At 60.9% G+C, this 25,433-nt stretch carries 24 protein-coding genes; 14 read left to right on the top strand and 10 right to left on the bottom strand.

The genetic code is table 11. The annotated features are described in order from the left end of the window. Window positions 1-14 precede the first annotated feature (14 nt). A complete protein-coding gene (gene mutS / locus AB8846_RS07425) occupies window positions 15-2,576 on the bottom strand; it encodes a DNA mismatch repair protein MutS (protein ID WP_063144208.1) in 2,562 nt (853 codons plus the stop codon). Window positions 2,577-2,689: 113 nt separating this feature from the next. Further along, window positions 2,690-2,920, bottom strand: a complete 231-nt coding sequence (locus tag AB8846_RS07430; RefSeq protein ID WP_370732414.1) for a SymE family type I addiction module toxin — start codon at window positions 2,918-2,920, stop codon at window positions 2,690-2,692. A 175-nt stretch (window positions 2,921-3,095) separates the two neighbouring features. Here AB8846_RS07430 and AB8846_RS07435 point away from each other — a divergent pair, with 175 nt between their 5' ends. Further along, window positions 3,096-3,491 (top strand): nitrous oxide-stimulated promoter family protein, encoded by a 396-nt coding sequence (locus AB8846_RS07435; RefSeq protein WP_370732415.1) that lies wholly within the window; start codon window positions 3,096-3,098, stop codon window positions 3,489-3,491. Here AB8846_RS07435 and flhA read toward each other — a convergent pair. From flhA to hypA, 6 genes are all read right to left on the bottom strand, one after another. Further along, window positions 3,488-5,560 (bottom strand): formate hydrogenlyase transcriptional activator FlhA, encoded by a 2,073-nt coding sequence (gene flhA, locus AB8846_RS07440; protein ID WP_063144205.1) that lies wholly within the window; start codon window positions 5,558-5,560, stop codon window positions 3,488-3,490. The genes AB8846_RS07435 and flhA overlap by 4 nt on opposite strands. Before the next feature lie 64 nt (window positions 5,561-5,624). Continuing rightward, window positions 5,625-6,635 carry a hydrogenase expression/formation protein HypE gene (hypE, locus tag AB8846_RS07445; RefSeq protein ID WP_370732416.1) on the bottom strand — a complete coding sequence of 337 codons (1,011 nt, stop codon included), beginning with the start codon at window positions 6,633-6,635 and terminating at the stop codon, window positions 5,625-5,627. Beyond that, complete coding sequence (gene hypD / locus AB8846_RS07450; RefSeq protein ID WP_370732417.1) at window positions 6,632-7,753, bottom strand: hydrogenase formation protein HypD; 1,122 nt, start codon at window positions 7,751-7,753, stop codon at window positions 6,632-6,634. Before hypD ends, hypE begins: the two co-directional genes overlap by 4 nt. 2 nt (window positions 7,754-7,755) lie before the next feature. Continuing rightward, window positions 7,756-8,028 (bottom strand): HypC/HybG/HupF family hydrogenase formation chaperone, encoded by a 273-nt coding sequence (locus AB8846_RS07455; protein WP_370732418.1) that lies wholly within the window; start codon window positions 8,026-8,028, stop codon window positions 7,756-7,758. Further along, the gene (gene hypB, locus AB8846_RS07460; protein WP_370732419.1) at window positions 8,019-8,882 is read right to left on the bottom strand and encodes a hydrogenase nickel incorporation protein HypB; all 864 of its coding nucleotides are present in this window, start codon (window positions 8,880-8,882) and stop codon (window positions 8,019-8,021) included. Before hypB ends, AB8846_RS07455 begins: the two co-directional genes overlap by 10 nt. A gap of 3 nt (window positions 8,883-8,885) precedes the next feature. After that, window positions 8,886-9,236 carry a hydrogenase maturation nickel metallochaperone HypA gene (gene hypA / locus AB8846_RS07465; protein ID WP_048979273.1) on the bottom strand — a complete coding sequence of 117 codons (351 nt, stop codon included), beginning with the start codon at window positions 9,234-9,236 and terminating at the stop codon, window positions 8,886-8,888. Between the two features lie 211 nt (window positions 9,237-9,447). Here hypA and hycA point away from each other — a divergent pair, with 211 nt between their 5' ends. The 9 genes from hycA (at window position 9,448) to hycI (ending at window position 17,226) form a co-directional block, all read left to right on the top strand. Beyond that, window positions 9,448-9,912, top strand: a complete 465-nt coding sequence (gene hycA / locus AB8846_RS07470) for a formate hydrogenlyase regulator HycA (protein WP_029739532.1) — start codon at window positions 9,448-9,450, stop codon at window positions 9,910-9,912. Between the two features lie 70 nt (window positions 9,913-9,982). Then, window positions 9,983-10,591: a 4Fe-4S dicluster domain-containing protein gene (locus tag AB8846_RS07475; protein WP_023308971.1), complete on the top strand. Its 609-nt coding sequence runs from the start codon at window positions 9,983-9,985 to the stop codon at window positions 10,589-10,591. Further along, window positions 10,588-12,402, top strand: a complete 1,815-nt coding sequence (gene hycC, locus AB8846_RS07480; protein WP_370732420.1) for a formate hydrogenlyase subunit 3 — start codon at window positions 10,588-10,590, stop codon at window positions 12,400-12,402. Before AB8846_RS07475 ends, hycC begins: the two co-directional genes overlap by 4 nt. 1 nt (window position 12,403) lies before the next feature. Then, window positions 12,404-13,327: a respiratory chain complex I subunit 1 family protein gene (locus AB8846_RS07485; RefSeq protein WP_370732421.1), complete on the top strand. Its 924-nt coding sequence runs from the start codon at window positions 12,404-12,406 to the stop codon at window positions 13,325-13,327. 15 nt (window positions 13,328-13,342) lie between these two features. Continuing rightward, entirely contained in the window at window positions 13,343-15,052 is a 1,710-nt protein-coding gene (gene hycE / locus AB8846_RS07490) for a formate hydrogenlyase subunit HycE (protein WP_063144198.1), read from the top strand. 9 nt (window positions 15,053-15,061) lie between these two features. Then, a complete protein-coding gene (locus tag AB8846_RS07495) occupies window positions 15,062-15,604 on the top strand; it encodes a formate hydrogenlyase complex iron-sulfur subunit (protein WP_370732422.1) in 543 nt (180 codons plus the stop codon). Next, window positions 15,604-16,371 carry an NADH-quinone oxidoreductase subunit B family protein gene (locus AB8846_RS07500; RefSeq protein WP_063144196.1) on the top strand — a complete coding sequence of 256 codons (768 nt, stop codon included), beginning with the start codon at window positions 15,604-15,606 and terminating at the stop codon, window positions 16,369-16,371. The genes AB8846_RS07495 and AB8846_RS07500 overlap by 1 nt, the downstream gene beginning before the upstream one ends. Then, window positions 16,368-16,778 (top strand): formate hydrogenlyase maturation HycH family protein, encoded by a 411-nt coding sequence (locus tag AB8846_RS07505; RefSeq protein ID WP_148401027.1) that lies wholly within the window; start codon window positions 16,368-16,370, stop codon window positions 16,776-16,778. The genes AB8846_RS07500 and AB8846_RS07505 overlap by 4 nt, the downstream gene beginning before the upstream one ends. Beyond that, window positions 16,771-17,226 carry a hydrogenase maturation peptidase HycI gene (gene hycI / locus AB8846_RS07510; RefSeq protein ID WP_213328636.1) on the top strand — a complete coding sequence of 152 codons (456 nt, stop codon included), beginning with the start codon at window positions 16,771-16,773 and terminating at the stop codon, window positions 17,224-17,226. The genes AB8846_RS07505 and hycI overlap by 8 nt, the downstream gene beginning before the upstream one ends. 81 nt (window positions 17,227-17,307) lie before the next feature. Here hycI and AB8846_RS07515 read toward each other — a convergent pair whose 3' ends face one another. Together AB8846_RS07515 and ascF are read right to left on the bottom strand one after the other, a co-directional pair. Further along, window positions 17,308-18,732 (bottom strand): 6-phospho-beta-glucosidase, encoded by a 1,425-nt coding sequence (locus tag AB8846_RS07515; protein WP_370732423.1) that lies wholly within the window; start codon window positions 18,730-18,732, stop codon window positions 17,308-17,310. A gap of 18 nt (window positions 18,733-18,750) precedes the next feature. Beyond that, complete coding sequence (ascF, locus tag AB8846_RS07520) at window positions 18,751-20,202, bottom strand: PTS cellobiose/arbutin/salicin transporter subunit IIBC (RefSeq protein WP_370732424.1); 1,452 nt, start codon at window positions 20,200-20,202, stop codon at window positions 18,751-18,753. 214 nt (window positions 20,203-20,416) lie between these two features. Here ascF and AB8846_RS07525 point away from each other — a divergent pair, with 214 nt between their 5' ends. From AB8846_RS07525 to AB8846_RS07540, 4 genes are all read left to right on the top strand, one after another. Further along, on the top strand, window positions 20,417-21,430 hold the full coding sequence (locus AB8846_RS07525; protein WP_370732425.1) for a LacI family DNA-binding transcriptional regulator: 1,014 nt from the start codon (window positions 20,417-20,419) through the stop codon (window positions 21,428-21,430). Between the two features lie 134 nt (window positions 21,431-21,564). Beyond that, entirely contained in the window at window positions 21,565-22,110 is a 546-nt protein-coding gene (gene hydN, locus AB8846_RS07530; RefSeq protein WP_029739520.1) for an electron transport protein HydN, read from the top strand. 5 nt (window positions 22,111-22,115) lie between these two features. Continuing rightward, entirely contained in the window at window positions 22,116-24,332 is a 2,217-nt protein-coding gene (hypF, locus tag AB8846_RS07535) for a carbamoyltransferase HypF (protein WP_370732426.1), read from the top strand. A 1-nt stretch (window position 24,333) separates the two neighbouring features. Then, entirely contained in the window at window positions 24,334-25,356 is a 1,023-nt protein-coding gene (locus AB8846_RS07540; protein ID WP_063144191.1) for a HoxN/HupN/NixA family nickel/cobalt transporter, read from the top strand. Window positions 25,357-25,433 lie beyond the last annotated feature (77 nt).

A 25,433-nucleotide genomic window follows, 5' to 3' on the forward strand; every position in this document is an offset into this window, starting at 1 on the left:
CAGACCGCAGAGAACTAAACCAGACTCTTCAACCGATAAATCCACTCCAGCGCCTGACGCGGCGTCAGTGAATCCGGGTCGAGGTTCTCCAGCGCTTCCACCGCTGGCGACGTCTCTTCCGCAGGCACCAGCAGCGACATCTGCGTGCCATCAATCTGCGTCGCCGCTGCATTCGGCGAAAGGCTTTCCAGCTCACGCAGTTTCTGACGCGCGCGCTTAATCACGTCCTTCGGCACACCTGCCAGCGCTGCGACGGCCAGGCCATAGCTTTTGCTCGCCGCGCCATCCTGCACCGTGTGCATGAAGGCAATGGTATCGCCGTGCTCCAGCGCATCCAGATGAACGTTCGCAACCCCTTCCATTTTCTCCGGCAGCTGCGTCAGTTCGAAATAGTGGGTGGCGAACAGCGTCATGGCCTTGATTTTATTCGCGAGGCTTTCGGCACAGGCCCATGCCAGCGACAGGCCATCATAGGTTGACGTTCCGCGTCCGACTTCGTCCATCAGCACCAGGCTGTGCTCCGTCGCGTTATGGAGAATGTTTGCCGTTTCGGTCATCTCGACCATGAAGGTTGAACGACCGCTCGCCAGATCGTCCGCTGCCCCGACGCGGGTAAAGATGCGGTCGATTGGGCCAATCTCCACGTTCTGCGCAGGGACGTAGCTGCCGATATACGCCAGCAGCGCAATCAGCGCCGTCTGCCGCATATAGGTACTCTTACCGCCCATGTTTGGACCGGTAATGATCAACATTCTTCTCTGCGGTGACAGGCTCAGCGGGTTGGCGATGAACGGTTCATTCAGCACCTGCTCTACCACCGGGTGACGGCCTTCTGTGATACGAATGCCGGGCTTGTCGGTAAAGGTCGGGCAGGTGTAGTTCAGGGTTTCAGCGCGTTCAGCCAGATTCACCAGCACGTCCAGCTCCGCCAGCGCGCTGGCGCTCAGCTGCAGGTCGGCCAGGTGCGGCATCAGCATGTCGAACAGCTCGTCATAAAGCTGTTTTTCCAGCGCCAGCGCTTTACCTTTCGAGGTGAGGACTTTGTCTTCGTACTCTTTCAGTTCAGGAATGATGTAGCGTTCGGCGTTTTTCAACGTCTGGCGACGCACGTAGTGAATCGGCGCCAGGTGGCTCTGCCCGCGGCTGATCTGAATATAGTAACCGTGTACCGCATTATACCCCACTTTCAGGGTATCGAGCCCAAGACGTTCGCGCTCGCGGATCTCCAGCTTGTCGAGGTAGTCCGTCGCACCGTCGGCCAGCGCGCGCCATTCGTCCAGCTCTTCGTTGTAGCCTGGGGCAATCACGCCGCCATCACGCACCAGAACCGGAGGCGCATCGATAATGGCGCGCTCCAGCAGTTCGCGAAGCTCGGTAAACTCGCCCATGGTTTCGCGGAGTTTCTGCACCGGCGCGCTGTCAACGTCACTCAACTGCGCGCGCAGTTCCGGCAGCTGCTGGAAGGCATGACGCATCCGCGCGAGGTCGCGTGGTCGCGCGGTTCGCAGAGCCAGACGGGCCAGGATACGCTCCATGTCGCCCACCTGGCGCAGGACCGGCTGCAGCTCGGCATAGCGATCCTGCAGCGCGGCAATCGTCTGCTGACGGCAAACCAGCGTATCGGTATCGCGGATCGGCATATGCAGCCAGCGTTTCAGCATGCGGCTGCCCATTGGCGTCACCGTACTGTCGAGGACCGACGCGAGCGTATTTTCTACGCCACCCGCCAGGTTCTGCGTAATCTCCAGGTTACGGCGCGTGGCGGCATCCATGATGATGCTGTCCTGCTGGCGCTCCATGGTGATAGAGCGGATATGCGGCAGGGAGGTGCGCTGGGTATCTTTCACGTACTGCAGGAGACACCCTGCTGCACACAGCCCGCGCGGGGCATTTTCAACGCCAAAGCCAATCAGATCGCGGGTGCCAAACTGCAGATTCAGCTGCTGGCGCGCGGTATCAATTTCGAATTCCCACAGCGGACGACGACGCAACCCGCGACGACCTTCAATCAGCGCCATTTCGGCGAAATCTTCGGCATAGAGCAATTCTGCCGGGTTGGTGCGCTGCAGCTCGGCTGCCATCGTTTCACGATCGGCCGGTTCACTCAGACGAAAACGTCCGGAGCTGATGTCCAGCGTCGCGTAGCCAAAGCCTTTACCGTCCTGCCACAGCGCTGCCAGCAGGTTATCCTGGCGCTCCTGTAACAGGGCTTCATCACTGATGGTGCCTGGCGTGACGATGCGCACCACTTTGCGTTCCACCGGGCCTTTTGAGGTCGCCGGATCGCCAATCTGTTCGCAGATGGCGACGGACTCACCCTGATTCACCAGTTTCGCCAGGTAGTTTTCTACCGCGTGGTGCGGGATACCTGCCATAGGGATGGGTTCGCCTGCCGATGCGCCACGTTTGGTCAGCGAGATGTCGAGCAGCTGCGATGCGCGCTTAGCATCGTCATAAAACAGCTCGTAAAAATCGCCCATACGGTAAAACAGCAGGATTTCCGGATGCTGTGCTTTCAGCTTCAGATACTGCTGCATCATCGGCGTATGTGCGTCGAAATTGTCGATTGTGCTCATGGAGTTATGATGTCCATTTCTTTGAAAATAAACCGTTTTGATCGGCTCAGTGGCCGTTTGTTCCTTCTATTGTCGCATGAAAAAAAGGTACGGCGCAGAAAAATGTCGTGGCTTTACGAGCCGCCCTCCGACATTAATTCGATGACAATTTTTCCATGCTCCACGCCCACTCTGACTCTGGAATGGGTGGTAAACCCCGCCTCTTCAAGCCAGTCTCCTTTTAAGCTCAGCGCCGCATGCACGCTGTAGCGCTTCGGTATCTTGGTTTTGCGGTCTTCATGGCGCTTTCTAAAATATCCCACTGTTAAATGGCGATAGGGTTTGCCGATCGTGAGTTCTTGCATAGGGTCTCCAGACAACACGGACAAAGGTCATTTCTGATGCCTGTATAAAATACCAGTGATTATCGGTCGGTGCAGGACTAAAACTGGAATCAGGCTTCAGGAAACGAAATGCAACCGCTGAAATCCAGCGCTGAAAGGTGTATTATTAATGCACTTTATTATTCGGTAAGCCGTTATGTCCGGTAAACGTATCTCACGAGAAAAAAAGACCATCGCGAAAATGATCGCGTTGTATGAAAAGCAGTGCCCGCAGGCATCTCAGGAGGAAGGGTATTATCAGGCGCTCAACGCGTATGCCAATAAGCGCCTGGATAAGTGCGTTTTCGGTGAGGACAAGCCTGCCTGCAAGCAGTGCCCGGTACACTGCTACCAGCCTGCCAGACGTGAAGAGATGAAGCAGGTTATGCGCTGGGCCGGTCCGCGTATGTTGTGGCGTCACCCCATCCTGACCGTTCGTCATCTGATTGACGACCGTCGTCCCGTACCGGAACTGCCGGAGAAGTACCGTCCGAAAAAAGAGGCCCTCACCAAAGGCGGTATCAGAGAACTACCGCCAGGCGAAACCGATTAAACCAGGCTCTCTTTATCAATCCCGAGACGCTTCATGCGCGACAGCAGGGTGGTGCGTTTTAACCCCAGGCGCTGGGCGGCACCTTTTGGCCCGGCGACCACGCCGTTGGTCTCTTTCAGCACGCGCATAATGAGCTGATATTCATCTTCTCCCTCTTTTGCTGTCTCGGCGGCGGGCGCGGTCACGTCAGGAAGCGTAACCTCAGGCAGGGAAAGTTGCAGCACATTGCCGCGCGTCAGCAGCACCGCGCGTTCGATGACGTTTTCCAGCTCGCGCACGTTGCCGGGCCATTCCATGGATGAAAGGGTACGCAACGTCTCGGCAGGAATACTGTCGATGTTTCGCCCCATCCGGCGCGCGATCTTCGCGGTAAAGGCTTTGACCAGCAGGGGAATATCTTCCGGGCGTTCGCGCAGCGGCGGCAGGAAGATCGGGAAGACGTTCAGACGATAGTAAAGGTCGCTGCGAAACTCGCGGTCGGCGACCATTTTTTTCAGGTCGCGGTTGGTGGCGGCAATCAGCCGCACGTCGGTCTGGATAAGCTTGTTGCTGCCCAGGCGCTCAAACTCCTGCTCCTGCAGCACGCGCAGCAGTTTCGGCTGTAGCTCCAGCGGCATATCGCCCACTTCGTCTAGGAACAGCGAGCTCTTGTCCGCCAGCTCAAAACGGCCCAGCCGCTGGCTGCTGGCCCCGGTGAAGGCGCCGCGCTCGTGGCCGAACAGGTCGCTTTCCAGCAGCCCCGCAGGCATCGCGGCGCAGTTCATCTTCACCATCCGGCGGCTGTTGCGGTTGCTCAGGTTGTGGATGGCGCGGGCAATCAGCTCTTTACCCGTCCCGGTTTCGCCCAGAATCAGCACCGTGCTGTCGCTTTGCGCCACCATCTCAACCTGCTTGAGCACGCTGTACATGGCGTCGCTGCGCCCGATGATTTCACCAAACTCGCTGTCCACGTTGTTGAGCTGCTCGGTCAGGGCGAGGTTCTCATCCACCAGCCGCTCCTTCAGTCGGTGGATCTCCTGATAGGCGAGGGCGTTATCCAGGGCAATAGAGATACGCTCGGCGATCTGGCGCAGCAGCTTCAGGTTGGCGGTAGTGAACACGCCTTCCTCGCACTGCGCCAGCTTCAGCACGCCCAGCATGGTGTTGCCGGACATCAGCGGCAGCAGGCACAGGGTCTGAATTTTATTGCCCCAGGTGTTGAACAGCATTCGCTCGTACGGCGCGACCGGGTCCTGTTCGTTCAGGTTGAGCAGGAGGATCTCTTTGCTTTTGAAGACCCGTTCAGACAGGGTACCCGCTTCATCCACTTCGCTCTGCTCGTGCGCCGGGTTGGCTTCATCGAGATAATGCGTGGAGTAGATGTTCAGCTTTCCCTTGCGATGGCCGCGAAGCGCAATGCTGATGGCGTCGATTTTGAAATAGTGGTGGATCTCTTTCGAGACTTCGCTGACCAGCTCATCCATGTCGAGCCGTGACAGCACGGCGTTGGTGATGGCGACCAGAATGCGGAAGTTGTCGCGCTCGCGGCTCAGCAGGTCGTAATCGACATTATTGGTGACGCGGCTTTGGATCTGCTCCGCGACGACGGCCACAATCTGGGTAAAGGTGTGCAGGCGCTCGTATTCCGCCTCGCTCCAGGGCTGGTCGGTCGTGCGGATAAACTCGCAGCCGCCAAAAATCTGGCCCTCTGCCGCCAGCGGCAACATGCAGTAATGCCCGAAAGGCTGATAGAGGTTGCTCTGCGCCAGCCTCGGCCACGCCTGGCGGAATTCCGCAAAGCTGCAGTGCAGCACTTCAGGACGGGAGAGTATGCGGCGCACCGGGCCATGCGCCAGATACGTTTCGTCTTCGTATTCAAACGTTTTGCCATTGTCACGCGTTGAGTAGTAGCTCGCGCGGTGCGTTCCGCTATGCCAGAGTACAATCGCGGCGCTGTCGGCCAGCGCCGATTGCCTGACCAGCCGCGTCAGGGCATCGCTCAGCGCACCGAGGTCGGGCTGCTGTAAAAGTGTGCGCGTGATGTCAAACAGGCCCTGCTGTCCAAGATCGCTCATCGGTGTATACGGCATATTGCTTTCCAATAGAAACTGGCAAAAAAAGAGACATTCAGTGCTGACCGCTTTTGGCGCGGTTCTAGCAAATACGGGGTAAGGGTTCCGCGTGCGGCAGATCCAGCGTCCGCTTCACGCCATAAAGCCCGGTCAGGCGCACCCCTTTGCGCTCGACGACTTCGCCGATGATTGCCGCGTCTTTCCCTAAGGGATGCGCTCGCAGCTGTGCAAGTACGGCCTCCGCGGCCGCGTGTTCAACGCCAATCACCAGTTTGCCTTCGTTAGCAAAGTTTAGCGGGTCGAGGCCCAATAGCTCGCACAGCCCGCGAACGGCAGGCTTAACGGGCAGGCTGCGCTCGGTCAGTTCGATCCCGTACCCGCAGCTTGCCGCAAACTCATGGACTACGGCGTTTACGCCGCCTCGCGTGGCGTCCCGCAGGGCTTTCACGCCGGGCACGGCACGCAGCGTCTGGATCAGCGGGGTGAGCACCGCGCAGTCGCTGCGCAGTTCCCCGTCCAGACCCAGGCCTTCGCGCAGGTTAAGGATGGTCGCCCCGTGGCAGCCCAGCGTGCCGGTCACGATCAGCACGTCGCCCACGCTAAGCTGCTGCGCGCCCCAGTGAATATCGGCGGGGATCGCCCCCATGCCGGCGGTGTTGATGAACAGCTTGTCGGCCGCGCCGCGCTGCACCACTTTGGTATCGCCGGTGACGATAGCCATCCCCGCCTCGCGCGCGGTCTGCGCCATGCTGTTGACCACTGTCGTGAGTGTCTCCATCGGTAATCCCTCTTCGAGGATAAACCCGCAGGAGAGGTAGCGCGGAACGGCACCGCTGACCGCCACGTCGTTGGCCGTGCCGCAGACGGCGAGCTTGCCGATATCGCCGCCCGGGAAGAACAGCGGGTCAATCACGTAGCTGTCGGTGGAGAAGGCCAGCCTGTCGCCCTGCGCGGTGAGGGTGGCGAGGTCAATGCGCGCCTGGTCTTCCTGCTCGGCGAGCCAGGGGTTGTTGAAGGCTTCCATAAACAGCCGGTTAATCAGCTGCTGCATCGCCTGTCCGCCGCTGCCGTGCGCCATTTCAACCGTATTCATGCTTCACTCTCCTGGTTGCGATACTGATACCACGCGGCACACGCCCCTTCGGAGGAGACCATCAGCGCGCCAAACGCCGTTTGCGGGTTACAGGTATTGCCAAATAACGGGCATTGATGAGGTTTGCATTTACCGGTGAGCACGTCGCCGCAGCGGGCCCGGGGATCGTCGCAAACCTGCTGCGGCTGCGGGCGGAAATGCGCTTCGGCGTCGAACGCGCGATAGGCTGACGTCAGATGCACGCCGGATTCGGCAATCAGCCCCAGACCACGCCATTCGCTGTCGCCTTCGACGCTAAACACGTCGGCTATCGCCTGCTGCGCCCGTTGATTTCCCGCATCCGGCACCACGCGGCGGTACTGGTTTTCCACGGTACTCAGGGCCGCTATTTTCTGCTCAACCAGCATGGTCACACCTTGCAGTAGATCAAGTGGTTCGAAACCAGCGACCACTAACGGACGATTGTACTGTTCAGCGATAAAACCGTAGGCGTCTGTGCCAATCACCATGCTGACATGCCCCGGTGCCAGAAAGGCGTCTATCCCGTTTTCCGGCTCTTCCAGCAGGCTGCGCAGCGTGGGGATGAGCGTAATGTGTTGGCAGAAAAAGAAAAAGTTTTCGAGCTTACGCGCTTTCGCCTGTTGCAGGGTGATGGCGGTGGCGGGCATGGTGGTTTCAAACCCCAGGCCAAAAAACACCACCTTGCGCGCGGGGTTATTCTCTGCCAGCGTCAGGGCATCCATCGGCGAATAGACGATCCGGATGTCGGCCCCGCGCGCTTTTGCCTGCAGCAGCGAGCCGTTTTTCCCCGGCACGCGCATCGCGTCGCCAAAGGTGCAGAAAATGACGTCGGGCTGGCTGGCAATTTCGATGCAGCTGTCGATGCGCCCCATCGGCAGAACGCAGACCGGGCAGCCGGGGCCGTGGATGAACTCGATGTTCTCCGGCAGCAGCTGGTCGAGGCCAAATTTGAAGATGGCGTGCGTGTGTCCGCCGCACACCTCCATGATCCGCAGCGGTTTTTCCGCCGTGTAGTCCAGCAGCGCCGCGCGCGTTTTCAGGTGCCCGATAAGCTGCAGCACCTGCTCCGGCGCGCGGTATTCATCAACGTAACGCATGGCTAACGCTCCTCGCCGTACAGCAGCGCGCCCACGTCAGGCTCCACGTCGAACATGTTTTGCAATGCATCCAGCGTGTCGCGGGCTTCCGCTTCCTTAATCACGCTCATGGCGAACCCCACGTGGACCAGCACCCACTGGCCGAGACGCGAGGCGCCCGTTTCATCGCTGCTGCCCACCAGCGTGAGATCCACGTCGCGCAGGATGCCGCAGACCTCCACTTTGGCCTGATTACCGTCGATGGCGTAAATTTGCCCGGGGACGCCTATGCACATCGTTCGTTCTCCAGCCACTGTAGCCAGCCGTCCATGCCGTCGCCGCGCGTGGCGGAGACCAGCAGGATCTCAATCTCCGGATTCACCTCGCGGGCATACGCCAGGCACTTATCCACGTCGAAATTCAGGTACGGCAGCAGGTCAACTTTGTTCAGCAGCATGATGGAGGCGGCGGCAAACATATGCGGGTATTTCAGCGGCTTGTCTTCGCCTTCGGTCACCGAAAGCACCGCCACCTTGTGTCGTTCGCCAAGATCGAAGCTCGCCGGGCAGACCAGGTTGCCGACGTTTTCAATAAACAGAATGCCGTTATCCGCCAGCGGCAGGCGCGGGGCCGCATCGGCAATCATCTGCGCATCCAGGTGGCAGCCTTTGCCGGTATTGACCTGAATCGCCGGGGTGCCGGTTTCGCGAATGCGCGCCGCGTCGTTAACGGTTTGCTGGTCGCCTTCGATCACCGCGCAGGAGACGCGTCCGTTCAGGCGTTTGAGCGTTTCCGTTAACAGCGTGGTTTTGCCGGAGCCGGGGCTGGAGACCAGGTTCAACACCAGCTGTTTGCGGGTGGCAAAGCGCGCGCGGTTGCGGGCGGCGATCTGGTTATTTTTGTCCAGCACGTTGATCTCTACTTCCAGCATCTGGCGCTGGCTGATGCCGGGCGCGTGGGTACCCGCCTCCCCGTGGCCGTAGTGCAGGTCGCCAGCATCGGAGCGCTGCGGAGCGAAGGTGATACCGGTCACTGCCGCAGAAGGGCGTGGGGCAGGTGAAAAGGGCGCGGAGCGAAACGCGGAATGGGGGTGATGTTCATCCCCTTCTATATACAGGTTGCCTTCGGCGCAACCGCAGGTGCTACACATACTTTACTCCTTCTCGATTTCGAGGCGTTGGATCTGCATGCCGTCATCCGCCACGATGCGAAGACCGGTGCTCTGACACTGCGGACAACGCTGAACCTTTGATGACAGCAGGGTGACGTACTGCTGGCACTGCTCGCACCAGCACTCCGCCTGCTGCTCTTCAATATGGAGCTCGCAGCCTTCCGCCAGCGTGCCGCGACACACCAGCTCAAAACAGAAATGCAGGGCGCTGGTCTCGACGCAGGAAAACGCTCCGACCTTCAGCCAGACGCCGGTGACGCGCTTCGCGTGGTTTTGCACTGCCTGCTGTTCGATAAGTTCCAGAGCCCGCTGGCAGAGGGTGATTTCGTGCATGACGCCTCCTCAATGAATTGCGCCATTGAATGCAATAACGGTGCCAGCTTGATTTTTGTTAAGGCGTGACGATGTCAACGCTGTCGAAATGACACGTCGACACCGCGGCGTTGACAGCGGTTTTGCAATTAAATCCATTTAAAATCATAAAGATAAAAACTGGCATGGAATCTGCTTAACAGCCGCTATCTCCATTAAACGGATACCTTCTATGACTATTTGGGAAATCAGCGAAAAAGCGGACTACATCGCGCAGCGTCATCAGCAGCTGCAGGACCAGTGGCACCTCTACTGCAACTCTCTGGTTCAGGGCATAACCCTCTCGAAAGCGCGTCTTCACCACGCGATGAGCTGCGCGGCGCAGGGCGACATGCGCTTCGTCCTGTTCGGCCATTTCACGATCAACGTTACCCTGGCGGATAACTTCAACAGCCACACCATTGAGTACCACCTTGAGACAAAAGACGGCGAAAAACAGTGTATTGCGAAGGCGCAGCTGATGGCCGATGGCATGGTGGACGGCCACGTCAGCAACCGCGATCGCCAGCAGGTGCTGGAGCACTATCTGGAAAAAATCGCGCCGGTTTATAACGGCCTGTACGCCGCCGTTGAACACGATCTCCCGGTCAACCTGAAGCAGCTGATGGACGGAAATGCCTCAGCGAACGTGGCCTGACCCTTGCGTGTCGAGAAGTGTCGACAAGACAGTTTTTCGTCAAAAATGACTATCACCAGAGGATAACCCGGTGAACCGTTTTGTAATTGCTGACTCGACGGTCTGCATTGGCTGTCGAACCTGTGAGGCGGCGTGTTCGGAAACGCATCGCCTGCATGGGCTGCAGTCCATGCCGCGCCTGCACGTCATGCGTAATGAAAAAGAGTCTGCCCCGCAGCTCTGCCACCACTGTGAAGATGCCCCCTGCGCGGGCGTCTGCCCTGTGAATGCCATCACCCGCGTTGATGGCGCTGTCCAGCTGAACGAAAGCCTGTGCGTAAGCTGCAAGCTGTGCGGCATTGCCTGCCCGTTCGGCGCGATTGAATTTTCCGGCAGCCGTCCGCTGCATATTCCGGCTAACGCCAACTCGCCAAAAGCCCCGCCCGCGCCGCCGGCTCCTGCTCGCGTAAGCACGCTGCTGGACTGGGTGCCCGGCATTCGTGCCGTTGCGGTGAAATGCGACCTGTGCAGCTTCGACGAGCAGGGCCCGGCCTGCGTACGCACCTGCCCGACTAAGGCGTTGATTCTGGTTAACATTCGCGACATCGCCCGTACCAGCAAGCGTAAACGCGAGCTGACCATCAACAGTGATTTTGGCGACCTTTCTCTGCTACAGGCGCTTAACGAGGGGGCGAAATGAACGCGGCGATGATAATTACCAGCGCGGTAGCCTGCTTTGCTGCCGCCGCTGTTCTGGCGCTGATCTTCTCATTCCATAAAACCCTCAGCGGCGCGATCGCCGGGATCGGCGGGGCGGTAGCTAGCCTGATGACGCTGGCCGCAGGCGGCGTTGTCCTGCTCGGCGGCCAGTCCGTAGAGGCCGTGATGCCGCTGATTCGCCACACCGTGGAGATCACGCCGCTGAACGCCATCTGGCTGGTGACCTTTGGCCTGTGCGGGGTGTTTATCAGCCTGTTCAATATCGACTGGCACCGTCACCCCAACACCAAAGCCAACGGCCTGCTGGTTAACCTGCTGATGGCGACGGCGGTCTGCACCGTTATCGCCAGCAACCTCGGCGCGCTGGTGGTGATGGCGGAAATCATGGCGCTGTGCGGCGTGTTCCTGACGGGCTGCAGCGCCTCCGGCAAGCTGTGGTTTGCGCTGGGACGCCTCGGGACGCTGCTGCTTGCGCTGGCCTGCTGGCTGGTGTGGCAACGCTTTGGCACGCTGGATTTCTCTGCGCTCAACGGGCATCAGCTGGGGAATGACGTCTGGCTGCTGGGCGTTATCGGCTTTGGCCTGCTCGCCGGAATCATCCCGCTGCACGGCTGGGTGCCGCAGGCGCATGCGAATGCCTCCGCGCCCGCCGCCGCGCTGTTTTCTGTGGTGGTGATGAAAGTGGGGCTGTTCGGGATTCTGGCGATTACGCTGACCGGCGGACAGCCGCCGCTGTGGTGGGGCATCGTGCTGCTGGTCGCCGGAATGATTACCGCGTTCGTCGGCGGCCTGTACGCGCTGATGGAGCACAATATCCAGCGTCTTCTGGCGTACCACACGCTGGAAAATATCGGCATCATCCTGCTCGGTATTGGCGCGGGCGTGACCGGGCTGGCGCTCAATCATCCGGCGCTGATAGCGGCCGGTTTTATCGGTGGCCTGTATCATCTCGTCAACCACAGCCTGTTTAAAAGCACCCTGTTCCTCGGCGCGGGCAGCGTCTGGTTCCGCACCGGTCATCGGGATATCGAAAAGCTGGGCGGGATTGGCAAAAAGATGCCGGTGATTTCACTGGCGATGCTGGTCGGGCTGATGGCAATGGCCGCGCTGCCGCCGCTGAACGGCTTTGCCGGGGAGTGGGTGATCTACCAGTCCTTCTTCGCGCTCGGTCAGAGCGATCTCTTTATCGCGCGTTTGCTCGGCCCGCTGCTGGCGGTCGGGCTGGCGATTACCGGGGCGCTGGCGGTGATGTGCATGGCGAAAGTCTACGGCGTGACCTTCCTCGGCGCGCCGCGCACCCGCGAAGCTGAAAACGCCTGCTGCGCACCGGTACTGATGTGTGCCAGCGTGGTCGCGCTGGCGCTGTGCTGCATCGCGGGCGGCGTCGCCGCACCGTGGCTGCTGCCGCTGCTGGGCAACGCCATTCCGCTGCCGCTGACCGTGGCGAATACCACCGTATCTCAGCCCATGATTACGCTGCTGCTGATTGGCGCACCGCTGCTGCCGCTCGTCCTGATTCTGGTCTTCAAACGCGACAGGCTCACCTCCCGCTCGCGCGGTGCGGCGTGGGCCTGCGGCTACGAACACGAACAGTCGATGGTCATCACCGCCCACGGTTTCGCCATGCCGGTGAAGGAGAACTTCGCCGCCGTGCTGAAGCTGCGCCACTGGCTGAACCCGGTAGGCTGGGTGCCCGGCTGGCAGAGTGCCGCCGCGCCCGCGCTGTTCCGCCGTCTGGCGGTCATCGAGCTGGCGGTGCTGGTGGTCATTGTGATTTCACGAGGAGCCTGACATGAGTCTGTTACTGGCAATTCTTCAGGCGCTGGTGCTGTTCACCGCTGCGCCGCTGCTTTCCGGGGTGAGCCGCGTGGTGCGCGCCCGGATGCACAACCGTCGCGGGCCTGGGGTGCTTCAGGAGTACCGCGATCTCTTCAAGCTGCTTTCTCGTCAGAGCGTGGCACCGGACGCCGCAGGCTGGGTCTTCCGCCTGACGCCGTTTGTGATGGTGGGCGTCATGCTGACCATCGCCACCGCGCTGCCGGTGGTCACGGTGGGATCGCCGCTGCCGGTGCTCGGCGATCTGATTACGCTTATCTACCTCTTTGCCATCGCCCGCTTCTTCTTTGCGATTGCGGGCCTGGACACCGGGAGCCCGTTTACCGGCATCGGCGCCAGCCGTGAGGCGATGCTCGGCGTGCTGGTTGAGCCGATCCTGCTGCTGGGTCTGTGGGTCGCCGCGCAGGTGGCAGGTTCCACCCACATCAGCTTTATCACCGACACCGTTTACCACTGGCCGGTGGCGCGCTCGATCCCGCTGGTGCTGGCGCTCTGCGCATGCGCGTTCGCCACGTTTATTGAGATGGGCAAACTGCCGTTCGATCTGGCTGAAGCCGAGCAGGAGCTGCAGGAAGGGCCGCTTACCGAATATAGCGGCTACGGCTTCGCGGTGCTGAAGTGGGGCATCAGCCTCAAACAGCTGGTGGTGCTGCAGATGTTTGTCGGCGTCTTCTTCCCGTGGGGGCAGATGACGCACTTCTCCGCGGGCGGTCTGGTGCTGGCCGTCGTGATTGCCGCCCTCAAGCTGCTGGTCGGCGTGCTGGTGATTGCCCTGTTTGAAAACAGCATGGCGCGCCTGCGTTTTGTCGAAACGTCACGCATCACCTGGGCCGGTTTTGGTTTTGCATTTTTAGCGTTCGTCTCCTTGCTGGTGGCGTGATTAAAGAGAGTTTTTATGTCTGAAGAAAAGAAAGGTCAGCAGTATCTCGCCGCGTTGCATCAGGCTTTCCCCGGCGTGGTGCTGGAGGAGTCCTGGCAAACCAAAGACCAGATAACCGTCACCATTAAGGTGAACTACCTGCCGGAAGTGGTGGAGTTTCTCTACTACCGGCAGGGCGGCTGGCTGTCGGTGCTGTTCGGCAACGACGAGCGCCAGCTGTGCGGCAACTATGCGGTGTACTACGTGATGTCGATGGAGCAGGGCGAGAAGTGCTGGCTTACCGTACGCGTCGAAGTCGACCCGAATAAGCCGGAATACCCGTCCGTCACGCCGCGCGTGCCTGCCGCCGTCTGGGGCGAGCGCGAAGTGCGCGACATGTACGGCCTGGTACCGGTCGGCCTGCCGGACGAGCGCCGCCTGGTGCTGCCGGACGACTGGCCGGACGAACTCTACCCGCTGCGCAAGGACAGCATGGACTACCGCCAGCGCCCGGCGCCGACCACCGACAGCGAAACCTACGAATTCATCAATGAACTCGGCAGCAAGAAGAACAACGTGGTGCCGATTGGCCCGCTGCACGTCACCTCCGACGAACCGGGCCACTTCCGCCTGTTCGTCGACGGCGAGAACATCATCGACGCCGACTACCGCCTGTTCTACGTCCATCGCGGCATGGAAAAGCTGGCGGAAACCCGCATGGGTTACAACGAAGTGACGTTCCTCTCTGACCGCGTGTGCGGCATCTGCGGCTTCGCCCACAGCACCGCCTACACCACCTCGGTGGAGAACGGCATGGGGATCGTGGTGCCGGAGCGCGCGCAGATGATCCGCGCCATTCTGCTGGAGGTAGAGCGCCTGCACTCGCACCTGCTGAACCTCGGCCTGGCCTGCCACTTTGTCGGCTTTGACTCCGGGTTTATGCAGTTCTTCCGCGTGCGCGAGGCGTCGATGAAGATGGCGGAGATCCTCACCGGGGCGCGTAAAACCTACGGCCTGAACCTGATCGGCGGGATCCGCCGCGACCTGCTGAAGGACGACATGATCCAAACCCGCCAGCTGGCGCAGCAGATGCGCCGCGACGTGCAGGAGCTGGTGGACATGCTGCTCAGCACGCCAAACATCGAGCAGCGAACCGTCGGCATCGGTCGCCTTGACCCGGAGATCGCCCGCGACTTCAGCAACGTCGGCCCGATGGTGCGCGCCAGCGGCCACGCTCGCGATACCCGTGCCGATCACCCGTTCGTCGGCTACGGCCTGCTGCCGATGACCGTGCACAGCGAGCAGGGCTGCGACGTCATTTCGCGCCTCAAGGTGCGCATCAACGAGGTGTTCACCGCCCTGAATATGATCGACTTCGGCCTCGATAACCTGCCGGGCGGCCCGCTGATGGTGGAGGGCTTCACCTACATTCCGAACCGATTTGCCCTCGGCTTTGCCGAAGCGCCGCGCGGGGACGACATTCACTGGAGCATGACCGGCGACAACCAGAAGCTCTACCGCTGGCGCTGCCGCGCGGCCACCTACGCCAACTGGCCAACCCTGCGCTATATGCTGCGCGGCAACACGGTTTCCGATGCGCCGCTGATCATCGGCAGCCTCGACCCGTGCTACTCCTGCACCGACCGCATGACCGTGGTCGACGTGCGCAAGAAGAAAAGTCAGGTGGTGCCGTACAAAGAGCTTGAGCGCTACAGCATCGAGCGTAAGAACTCGCCGCTGAAATAAGGACTCGCCATGTTTACCTTTATCAAAAAAGTGATCAAAACCGGCACGCAGACCAGCAGTTATCCGCTGGAGCCGATGCCGGTGGATAAAAACTTTCGCGGCAAGCCGGAGCACAACCCGCAGCAGTGCATCGGCTGCGCGGCCTGCGTCAACGCCTGTCCGTCGAACGCCTTAACGGTGGAAACGGATCTCAAAACCGGCGAGCTGGCCTGGCAGTTTAACCTCGGTCGCTGCATCTTCTGCGGCCGCTGCGAGGAGGTCTGCCCGACGGTCGCCATTCGACTGTCGCAGGAGTACGAGCTGGCGGTGTGGAAGAAAGAGGATTTCCTGCAGCAGTCGCGCTTTGACCTGTGCAGCTGCCGCGTCTGCAAGCGCCCGTTCGCCGTGCAGAAAGAGATCGACTACGCCATCGCGCTGCTGCAGCACAACGGCGACGCCCGCGCGGAGCATCACCGCGAAAGCTTTGAAACCTGCCCGGAGTGCAAGCGTCAGAAGTGCCTGCTGCCGTCCGACCGCATTGATATCACCCGCCATATGAGAGAGGCCAGCTGATGGAAAACCTACTGGGCCCGCGCGACGACAACGGCATTCCGGTGCCGATGACGGTGGACGAATCCATCGCCAGCATGAAGGCGTCGCTGCTGAAAAAAATCAAACGTTCGGCCTACGTCTACCGCGTGGACTGCGGCGGCTGCAACGGCTGTGAGATTGAGATCTTCGCCACCCTGTCGCCGCTGTTTGACGCCGAGCGCTTCGGCATCAAGGTGGTGCCGTCCCCGCGCCACGCGGACATCCTGCTGTTCACCGGGGCCGTCACCCGCGCCATGCGCTCGCCCGCGCTGCGCGCCTGGCAGTCCGCGCCGGACCCGAAAATATGCATCTCGTACGGCGCCTGCGGCAACAGCGGCGGCATCTTCCACGACCTTTACTGCGTCTGGGGCGGTACCGACAAAATCGTGCCGGTGGACGTCTACATCCCTGGCTGCCCGCCGACGCCCGCCGCGACGCTGTACGGCTTTGCCATGGCGCTCGGCCTGCTGGAGCAAAAAATCCACGCGCGCGAGCCGGGCGAGCTGGACAACCAGCCGGCGGCCATTCTGCACCCGGACATGGTGCAGCCGCTGCGGGTGAAGGTCGACCGCACGGCGCGGAAGCTGGCGGGCTATCGCTATGGCCGCCAGATTGCCGACGATTATCTGCGCCTGCTGAGCCAGGGCGACCATCAGGTGGCGCGCTGGCTGGAGGCGGAAAACGATCCGCGACTCAATGAGATCGTGGCGAACCTGAACAGCATTGTGGATGAGGCGCGTATCCGATGAGTGAAACGGTGGTGTTCAGCCAGCTGAGCCGTAAGTTTATTGATGAGAACGATGCCACGCCGGATGCGGCGCAGCAGGTGGTCTATTACAGCCTGGCGATTGGGCATCACCTCGGGGTGATCGACTGCCTGGAGGCGGCGCTGAGCTGTCCGTGGCCCGAGTACCTGACGTGGATCGCCACGCTGGAGGAGGGCAGCACGGCGCGGCGCAAAATGGAGGGCGTGCCGAAGTACGGCGAGATCGTCATCGACGCCAACCACATTGCGATGCTCGCCAACGCCTTTGACGCGGCGCTGAGCAGGCAAACCCCCGAGCAGCAGGCGTGGAGCAAAACGCTGCTTAGCATGCTGCACGATATTCATCAGGAGAGCGCCATCTACCTGATGGTGAGGAGATTACGTGACTGACGTTTTACTGTGTGTCGGCAACAGCATGATGGGCGACGACGGCGCGGGCCCGCTGCTGGCAGAGATGTGCGCCGCGAACCCGCAGGGCAGCTGGGTAGTCATCGACGGCGGCAGCGCGCCGGAAAACGACGTGGTGGCCATCCGCGAACTGCGCCCGGACAGGCTGTTAATCGTCGATGCCACCGATATGGGGCTCAACCCCGGCGAGATCCGCCTGATTGACCCGGACGACATCGCCGAGATGTTTATGATGACGACGCACAATATGCCGCTGAACTACCTGGTCGATCAGATTAAAGACGACGTGGGCGAGGTGCTGTTTCTGGGGATTCAGCCGGACATCGTTGGGTTCTATTACCCGATGACGCCGCCGGTGAAAGAGGCGGTGGAAGTGGTCTATTCACGGCTGGCCGGATGGGTTGGGGACGGGAATTTCTCCCGGCTCTGAACAGCGCCCGGTGGCGCTACGCTTACCGGGCCTACGGTTTTGTAGGCCGGGTAAGGCGAAGCCGCCACCCGGCAAAACGGGCTACTCCAGATCCGCCCCGTTACTCGCAATCACCTTCTTATACCACCCGAACGATTTCTTGCGCTTGCGGTCCAGCGTGCCGTTGCCCGCGTCGTCGCGGTCAACGTAGACAAAGCCGTAGCGCTTGCTCATCTCGCCCGTTGAGGCCGACACCAGGTCTATACAGCCCCAGGTGGTGTAGCCCATCAGCGGCACGCCGTCCTCAATCGCGTCGCCCATCGCGCGGATATGCTCGCGCAGGTAGCTGATGCGGTAGTCGTCGTTGATCTCGCCGTTTTCATCAATAACGTCTTTCGCCCCAAGGCCGTTTTCCACCAGGAACAGCGGCTTCTGGTAGCGGTCGTACATCATGTTCATGGTGATGCGCAGGCCGAGCGGATCGATGCCCCAGCCCCATTCGCTCACCTGAATGTGCGGGTTGCGCAGGGACTTCACGATATTCGCCGCGCTGGTATTGCCCGCGTTCATGTCCGCCGACGCGCAGCGCGAGGCGTAATAGCTGAACGAGACAAAGTCGACGGTGTTTTTCAGAAGTAGATCGTCGCCAGGATCTTTCACAATCACCACGCCTTTCTCGCGGAACACGCGGGCAGAGTAGGCCGGGTAGCTGCCGCGCGCCTGCACGTCGATAAAGAACAGGTTCTCGCGGTCTTTCTCCAGCGCCATCCACACGTCTTCCGGCTTGCAGGAATACGGGTAGAAATTCCCGCCCGCCAGCATGCAGCCGACCTGGTTTTCCGGGTTCACCTCGTGGGCGATTTTGGTCGCCAGCGCGCTCGCCACCAGCTCGTGGTGTGCGGCCTGGTATTTCACCTGGTCTTCGTTTTCACCTTCCTCAAACACCAGCCCCGCGCCGGAGAACGGGCTGTGCAGCATGATGTTGATTTCGTTGAAGGTCAGCCAGTATTTCACCAGCCCGTTAAATTCTTCAAAGCAGGTGCGGGCGTAGCGGGCGAAGAAATCGACCATCTTACGGTTGCGCCATGAGCCGTACTCCGTGACCAGGTACATCGGCACGTCGAAGTGGCACAGGGTGACCAGCGGCTCAATGTTGTACTTTTTGCACTCCTCGAACACCGCGCGGTAGAAGGCAATCCCCTCTTTGTTCGGCAGCGGCTCGTCGCCGTTCGGGTAGAGGCGGCTCCAGGCAATCGAGGTGCGGAACACCGTAAAGCCCATCTCCGCCATCAGGGCGATGTCCTCTTTATAGCGATGGTAAAAATCAATCGCCTCGTGGCTTGGATAGAACTCGTCGTCACGCAGCGAGAAACGCTTTTCCTTGCCGAGCTTCACCGCCAGGCGGTTCGCGCCGTGAGGGATCATATCGACCGTCGTCAGTCCCTTGCCGCCTTCACGGTAAGCACCTTCACTCTGGTTGGCGGCAAGCGCGCCGCCCCATAAAAATCCTTGTGGAAAAACAGACATTCTTACCTCGCTTTCAATTTATGCTTTTGCTGCTTTGCTCTGTACCGGTGCGGTCTGCAGGGCGCGCGCTTTTTCGGCGTCGTCCTCGACCGGGATATCCTCAAAGCCGAGTATCAGGGTCAGAACAAACGACAGCACTACTGCCAGCCCCATCACGCCGAACACCCAGACGATGGTCATCGGGTTCGCCGGGTCGAAGAACTGCACGCTGGTGAACAGCCCCGGTGCCGCCATCGAGTGGCTGGCAAGTCCGGCCATGCCGGCGACCGCTCCGCAGATAAAGCCGCTGATCAGGCTCGCAATCAGCGGACGTTTCAGACGTACCGCCACGCCGTAAAGCGCCGGTTCAGAGATCCCCGCCATGATGGCGGAGGCTGCCGCCGCCAGCGCCGTCTGGCGCAGCTCCGGGTTTTTGGTTTTCCACGCTACCGCCAGCGACGAGCCGCCGAGCGACAGGTTGGCGCCGATTTCCGACGGCATGACCATCCCCTCTTTGCCCGTTTCGGCAATGGTTTGAATGATAGTCGGCGTAAACACGCGGTGCATCCCGGTCATCACCAGCAGCGGCCACAGCGCGCCCATAATGGCGACGGAGAGCCAGCCCAGATAGCCGTGAATGGTGTAGACCAGCGCGGAGATGGCGCTACCGATCCAGATCCCCAGCGGGCCAATCAGCACGATGGCGAGCGGGGCGGCAATCAGCACGATCAGCATCGGCTTGAGGAAGTTTTTCGTCACCGCCGGGGTGATGCGATCCACCCAGCGCTCGATATACGACAGGCACCAGGTCATCACCAGCGCCGGAATGACGGTGTAGGTATATTTCACCGCGGTCACCGGGATAAAGGCGAACTCCACGTGCTCGCCCTGCGCGGCTTTCGCCATCAGCTCGATAAAGCTCGGGTGCACCAGCACGCCCGCGATGGCGATCGCCAGCGACATGTTGGTTTTGAATTTCACCGCCGCCGAGGCTGCTACCATCAGCGGCAGGAAGAAGAAGGCGCCGTCGCCGATGACGGTCAGAATAGTGAGCGTCGGCGCGCCTTTTGGCAGCACGCCGGTCATCTCGAGGATCATTGCCAGCAGCTTGACCATCGAGCCGCCGATGATCGCCGGGATCAGCGGGGACATGGTGCCGATCAGCGCGTCGAGGATCCCCGCCCCAATGCGGCGCAGGGTCAGTTTCTGCGGGCCTTCCGGTACGGCAGGCTGCAGGCTGGTTGGCAGCAGGCTCACTACTTCGCGGTACGCCTGTGAAACGGTATTGCCGATGATGACCTGGCACTGGTTGTCGTTGCGCACCACGCCAAGCACGCCGCTGATGCTTTTCAGGCGCGCAGCATCGGTAAGGCTTTCGTCTTTCAGAACGAAACGCAGACGCGTCATGCAGTGGGTGACGGCGACAATGTTCTCTTTGCCGCCCAGCGCGCTGACAACGTCGTTCGCCAGCGCAGCGTAATTTTTGGCCATCGGATGTGATCCTGTTATCGTTGTGAGAAATGTAGGAAACCGGTTCCACATAATCATCATGAGTTTCTTTGAATGAAACAAGATCGCTTTTTGACCATTTTTTCGTTTCGTGATGCAGATCGCAATGGGGTAGCGAAAGCGTGATTTCACCGCTGCGACAATTTTTTTGCAGTGCAGTACACTGCGCTTCATCAGATTCAGACGGAATAACAACATGACCACGATGCTTGAAGTGGCGAAGCGGGCAGGCGTTTCGAAGGCCACGGTATCCCGGGTGCTGTCGGGAAATGGCTACGTCAGCCAGGAGACCAAAGACCGGGTGTTTCAGGCCATTGAAGAGAGCGGCTATCGCCCGAATTTGCTGGCGCGCAACCTGGCGACAAAACGTACCCAAACGCTGGGGCTGGTGGTGACCAACACCTTGTATCACGGCGTTTACTTTAGCGAGCTGCTGTTTCACGCCGCGCGCATGACGGAAGAAAAAGGGCGGCAGCTGATCCTCGCGGACGGCAAGCACAGCGCGGATGAAGAGCGCGAGGCGATCCAGTACCTGCTCGATATGCGCTGCGACGCGGTGATCATCTACCCGCGCTTCCTGAGCGTGGATGAGATGGATGAGATCGTCGAGAAGTGCGAGCAGCCCATTATGGTGCTCAACCGCCGCCTGCGGAAAAACAGCAGCCACAGCGTCTGGTCCGATCATAAAGCCTCCTGCCAGGACGCGGTGTCGCAGCTGATTGCGAAAGGGCACCGGGAGATCGCGTTTATTACCGGCTCGCTGGATTCCCCCACCGGGGTTGAGCGTCTCTCCGGCTACAGGGACGCGCTGGCGCAGCACGGTATTCCGCTGCGCGAGGGGCTGATTGCGCAGGGGAAGTGGAACCCGGCCAGCGGCGCGGCGGCGGTGTCCGAACTGCTTGCTCGCGGCGAACGCTTTACGGCGCTAGTGGCGAGTAATGACGACATGGCAATCGGCGCCATGAAGCAGCTGCACGACAGCGGCGTGGCCGCACCGGACGCGGTGTCGGTGATCGGTTTTGACGACGTGGCCATCGCGCCCTACATCGTACCGTCGCTTTCCAGCGTGCGTATTCCGGTGACGGAGATGATCAAAGAAACCATCAGCCGCCTGATCTTCATGCTCGACGGCGGTGAGTTTAAATATCAGCAAACCTTTTCCGGCGAGCTTATCCTGCGCGACTCGGTTATTGACGGCCCGCACCGCTGATGTCGACAGCTGTCATCGTCATAAGTGACGATGACAGCGCCGCTTTGATTTTTAAATACCTATAAAATCAATAAGTTAATTATTGGCACGGTTTATGAATATCTCCGCGCATAACTGTAATGCTGGAGAAGCAGATGAACCGTTTTATTATGGCCGATGCCAGTAAGTGTATTGGCTGCCGTACCTGTGAAGTGGCGTGCGTGGTTTCCCATCAGGCGGAGCAGGACTGCGCGTCGCTTACCCCTGACACCTTCCTGCCGCGCATCCACGTCATCAAAGGCGTGAATATTTCTACCGCCGCCATCTGTCGCCAGTGCGAAGACGCACCGTGTGCGAACGTCTGCCCGAACGGGGCGATTAAACGCGAGAAAGGCTTTGTGCACGTGATGCAGGAGCGCTGCATTGGCTGCAAAACCTGCGTGGTCGCCTGCCCGTACGGCGCGATGGAGGTGGTCGTTCGTCCGGTAGTACGCAACAGCGGCATGGGGCTGAGCGTGCGCGCGGACAAAGCCGAAGCCAACAAATGTGACCTGTGCTACCACCGCGACGCCGGCCCGGCCTGCATGGAAGCCTGCCCGACGCACGCGCTGGTCTGCGTGGATCGCGACAAGCTTGAGCAGATGAGCGCCGAAAAGCGCCGCCGCGCGGCGTTCGACACGTCGTCATCTCTCCTGTTCTGAACCGTATGTGCAGCAACGGTGTACAGCTGCGCGTGCGCGGCAAGGTGCAGGGCGTGGGGTTTCGTCCCTTCGTCTGGCAGCTGGCGCAGGCGCTTCAGTTGACCGGTGACGTCTGCAATGACGGGAAGGGCGTGCTGGTGCGCCTCGCGGGTAATGGGGGGGCCTTTACCGCGAGGCTGCATCAGGACTGCCCACCGCTGGCACGCATCGACCACGTTGAAGCGCAGCCGTTTACCTGGGCGCACCTGCCGGAGGACTTTACCATCCGCCACAGCGCGGGCGGGGCGATGGACACGCAGATTGTGCCCGATGCCGCGACCTGTCCGGCGTGTCTGGCTGAAATGCGCGACCCCGGCGAGCGCCGCTATCGCTACCCGTTTATCAACTGCACCCACTGCGGGCCGCGGTTCACCATTATTCGCGCCATGCCCTATGATCGTCCGGCCACGACAATGGGCGCATTCCCGCTCTGCGCGCCGTGTGAGAAGGAATACCGCAATCCTGCCGACCGCCGCTTTCACGCCCAGCCGGTCGCCTGCCCGGACTGCGGGCCCGCGCTGGAATGGCGTTCGGGCGACGTTCTTGCCACCCGCGAAACGGCACTGAGCGCGGCGGTGGAAATGCTGAAAAGCGGCGGCATAGTCGCGGTTAAAGGGCTGGGCGGTTTTCACCTCGTCTGCGATGCGCAAAACCCGCAGGCGATACTGAAATTACGGTTACGCAAGCAGCGCCCGTCGAAGCCGCTGGCGGTGATGATCCCGCAGGCGGATAAGCTGCCTGAGTCGATTCAGACGCTGCTCGACTCACCCGCTGCACCCATCGTGCTCACGCCAAAAGCCTGGCTGCCTGACTTCCCTGAGGCTATTGCACCGGGTCTGGATACCGTGGGCATCATGCTGCCCGCGAACCCGCTCCAGCATCTTCTGATGATGGACTGCCGGCGACCGCTGGTGATGACCTCCGGCAACCTCAGCGGCAGACCGCCTGCCATCAGTAATCAACAGGCGCTGGATGAACTGGGCAGCATTGCGGACGGCTTCCTGCTGCACAATCGCGATATTCTTCAACGGATGGACGATTCGGTGATGGATCGTGACGGCGCGATGCTTCGCCGCGCGCGCGGTTTTGTGCCGGATGCCATCACGTTGCCTGCGGGTTTCGAGAATATCCCCGCCATGCTATGCACCGGCGCGGAGATGAAAAACACCTTCTGCCTGGTGCGTGGCAGCCAGGCGGTGCTGAGCCAGCATTTTGGCGATCTCGGTGACGAGGGTATCGAAGCGCAGTGGCGCGGCGCGCTCTCGACGATGCAGGACATCTACGCCTTCCAGCCGGAACGCGTGGTGTGCGATGCCCATCCGGGCTATCACATACAACAATGGGCGCAGGCGCAGGGGCTGCCGGTCGAAACCGTACTGCACCATCACGCCCACGCGGCGGCGTGCCTGGCCGAAAACGGCTGGCCGCGTGAGGGCGGAGACGTTATCGCTCTGACGCTGGACGGGATCGGCATGGGTGAAAACGGCGCGCTGTGGGGTGGGGAGTGCCTGCGGGTCAGCTATCTCGCGTGCGAGCGTCTGGGCGGGCTGCCTGCCGTTGCGCTGCCGGGCGGCGATCTGGCGGCGCGGCAGCCGTGGCGCAATCTGCTCGCCCACTGCCTGGCGTTTGTCCCTGACTGGCAGCAGTATCCGGAAACGCGCGCGGTACAGCGCCAGAACTGGCCGCTGCTGGCGACGGCGATAGGGCGCGGCATCAACGCGCCGCGTGCCTCATCCTGTGGTCGCCTGTTTGATGCCGTCGCCTGCGCGCTGGGTATTGAAACCCAATCCTGGGAAGGTGAAGCGGCCTGCCGGCTGGAAGCGCTGGCCTCGCGGTGCGCGGTCGTCGACCATCCGGTGACGCTGGATACGGTTAACCTCGCGCTTTTCTGGCAGCAGTGGCTGGCCTGGCAGGCAGAGCCGTGCGAGCGCGCATGGGCGTTTCACGACGCGCTGGCTAAAGGGCTGGCGGAACTCGCCGCGCGCCATGCCCGACGCCTGTCGCTGTCAACAATCTGTCTCAGCGGCGGCGTGCTGCACAACCGTCTGCTACGCGCGCGCCTGCGTCATTATCTTTCTGACTTTACGCTTCTTTTTCCTTCGCGCCTGCCCGCAGGCGACGGAGCGATCTCCTTCGGGCAGGCGGCGATTGCCGCCGCCCGGTCATCTTCACAAAGGACTTAAAATGTTACGACTCTTACGCAATGAACCTCGCGCCGCGCTTCTGCTGCTGGCTTTGGTAATGGCAAACCTGCTGGCCTGGGGATGGGCATGGCACGCCTTTAGCGGCAGCACGGCGCTGATGGCGGCCAGCCTGCTGGCGTGGTGCTACGGGCTGCGTCACGCGGTGGACGCCGATCACATCGCGGCCATTGATACCGTGACGCGTAAGATGATGCAGCAGGGCAAACGCCCGTCCGGCGTGGGGGCGTGGTTCTCTCTGGGGCACTCTACCATCGTGGTGCTGGCCTCCATTGCCATCGCCGCGACCGCGACGGCGTTTCAGAAAAACATGGAATGGTTCCACGAAACCGGCAGCGTGATTGGCACCGCCGTTTCCGCCACTTTCCTGCTGGCGATGGCGCTGGTGAACATGGTGATCCTGCGCGGCGTCTGGTGCAGTTTTCAGGCGCTGAAACGCGGCAGGCCCGTGCAGGGCGATATCACGCTCCCTGCCCAGGGCGGCGTCATGAACTGGCTGTTTGGCAAAACCTTCCGCCTGGTGAATAAAAGCTGGCAGATGTACCTGGTCGGTTTCCTGTTTGGCCTCGGTTTTGATACGGCCACCGAGATTGGCGTGCTGGGGATCTCTGCCGCCAGCGCGTCAAGCGGGATGTCGGTGTGGTCAATCATGATCTTCCCGGCGCTTTTCGCCAGCGGCATGGCGCTGGTGGATACGCTCGACAACCTGCTGATGGTTGGTGCCTACGGCTGGGCGTTTAACAAGCCGCAGCGCAAGCTCTACTACAACATGACCATCACCGGCACCTCCGTGGTGGTGGCGCTGTTTATCGGCGGGCTGGAAGCGCTGGGTCTGCTGATGGACAAATTCGCCCTCAGCGGCGGCGTTTGGGATCTGATTGGCGCGGTGAACGACAACCTGGGCAACGCCGGGTTTGTGGTGGTCGGGCTGTTCGTTGCCTGCTGGCTGCTCTCCATGGTCAACTACCGCTGGCGCGGCTACGACGCGCTGGTGGTGCGTTCCTGAACTACCCAGCCCAGTTTTTGCCCGGCGGCGCTACGCTTGCGCGGGCCTACAAGGTTTGCCGTTTTGTTGTTGAGTAG

This window comes from Enterobacter sp. KB-221C9, assembly GCF_041320715.1.
GTDB classification, from domain to species: domain Bacteria; phylum Pseudomonadota; class Gammaproteobacteria; order Enterobacterales; family Enterobacteriaceae; genus Enterobacter; species Enterobacter asburiae_D.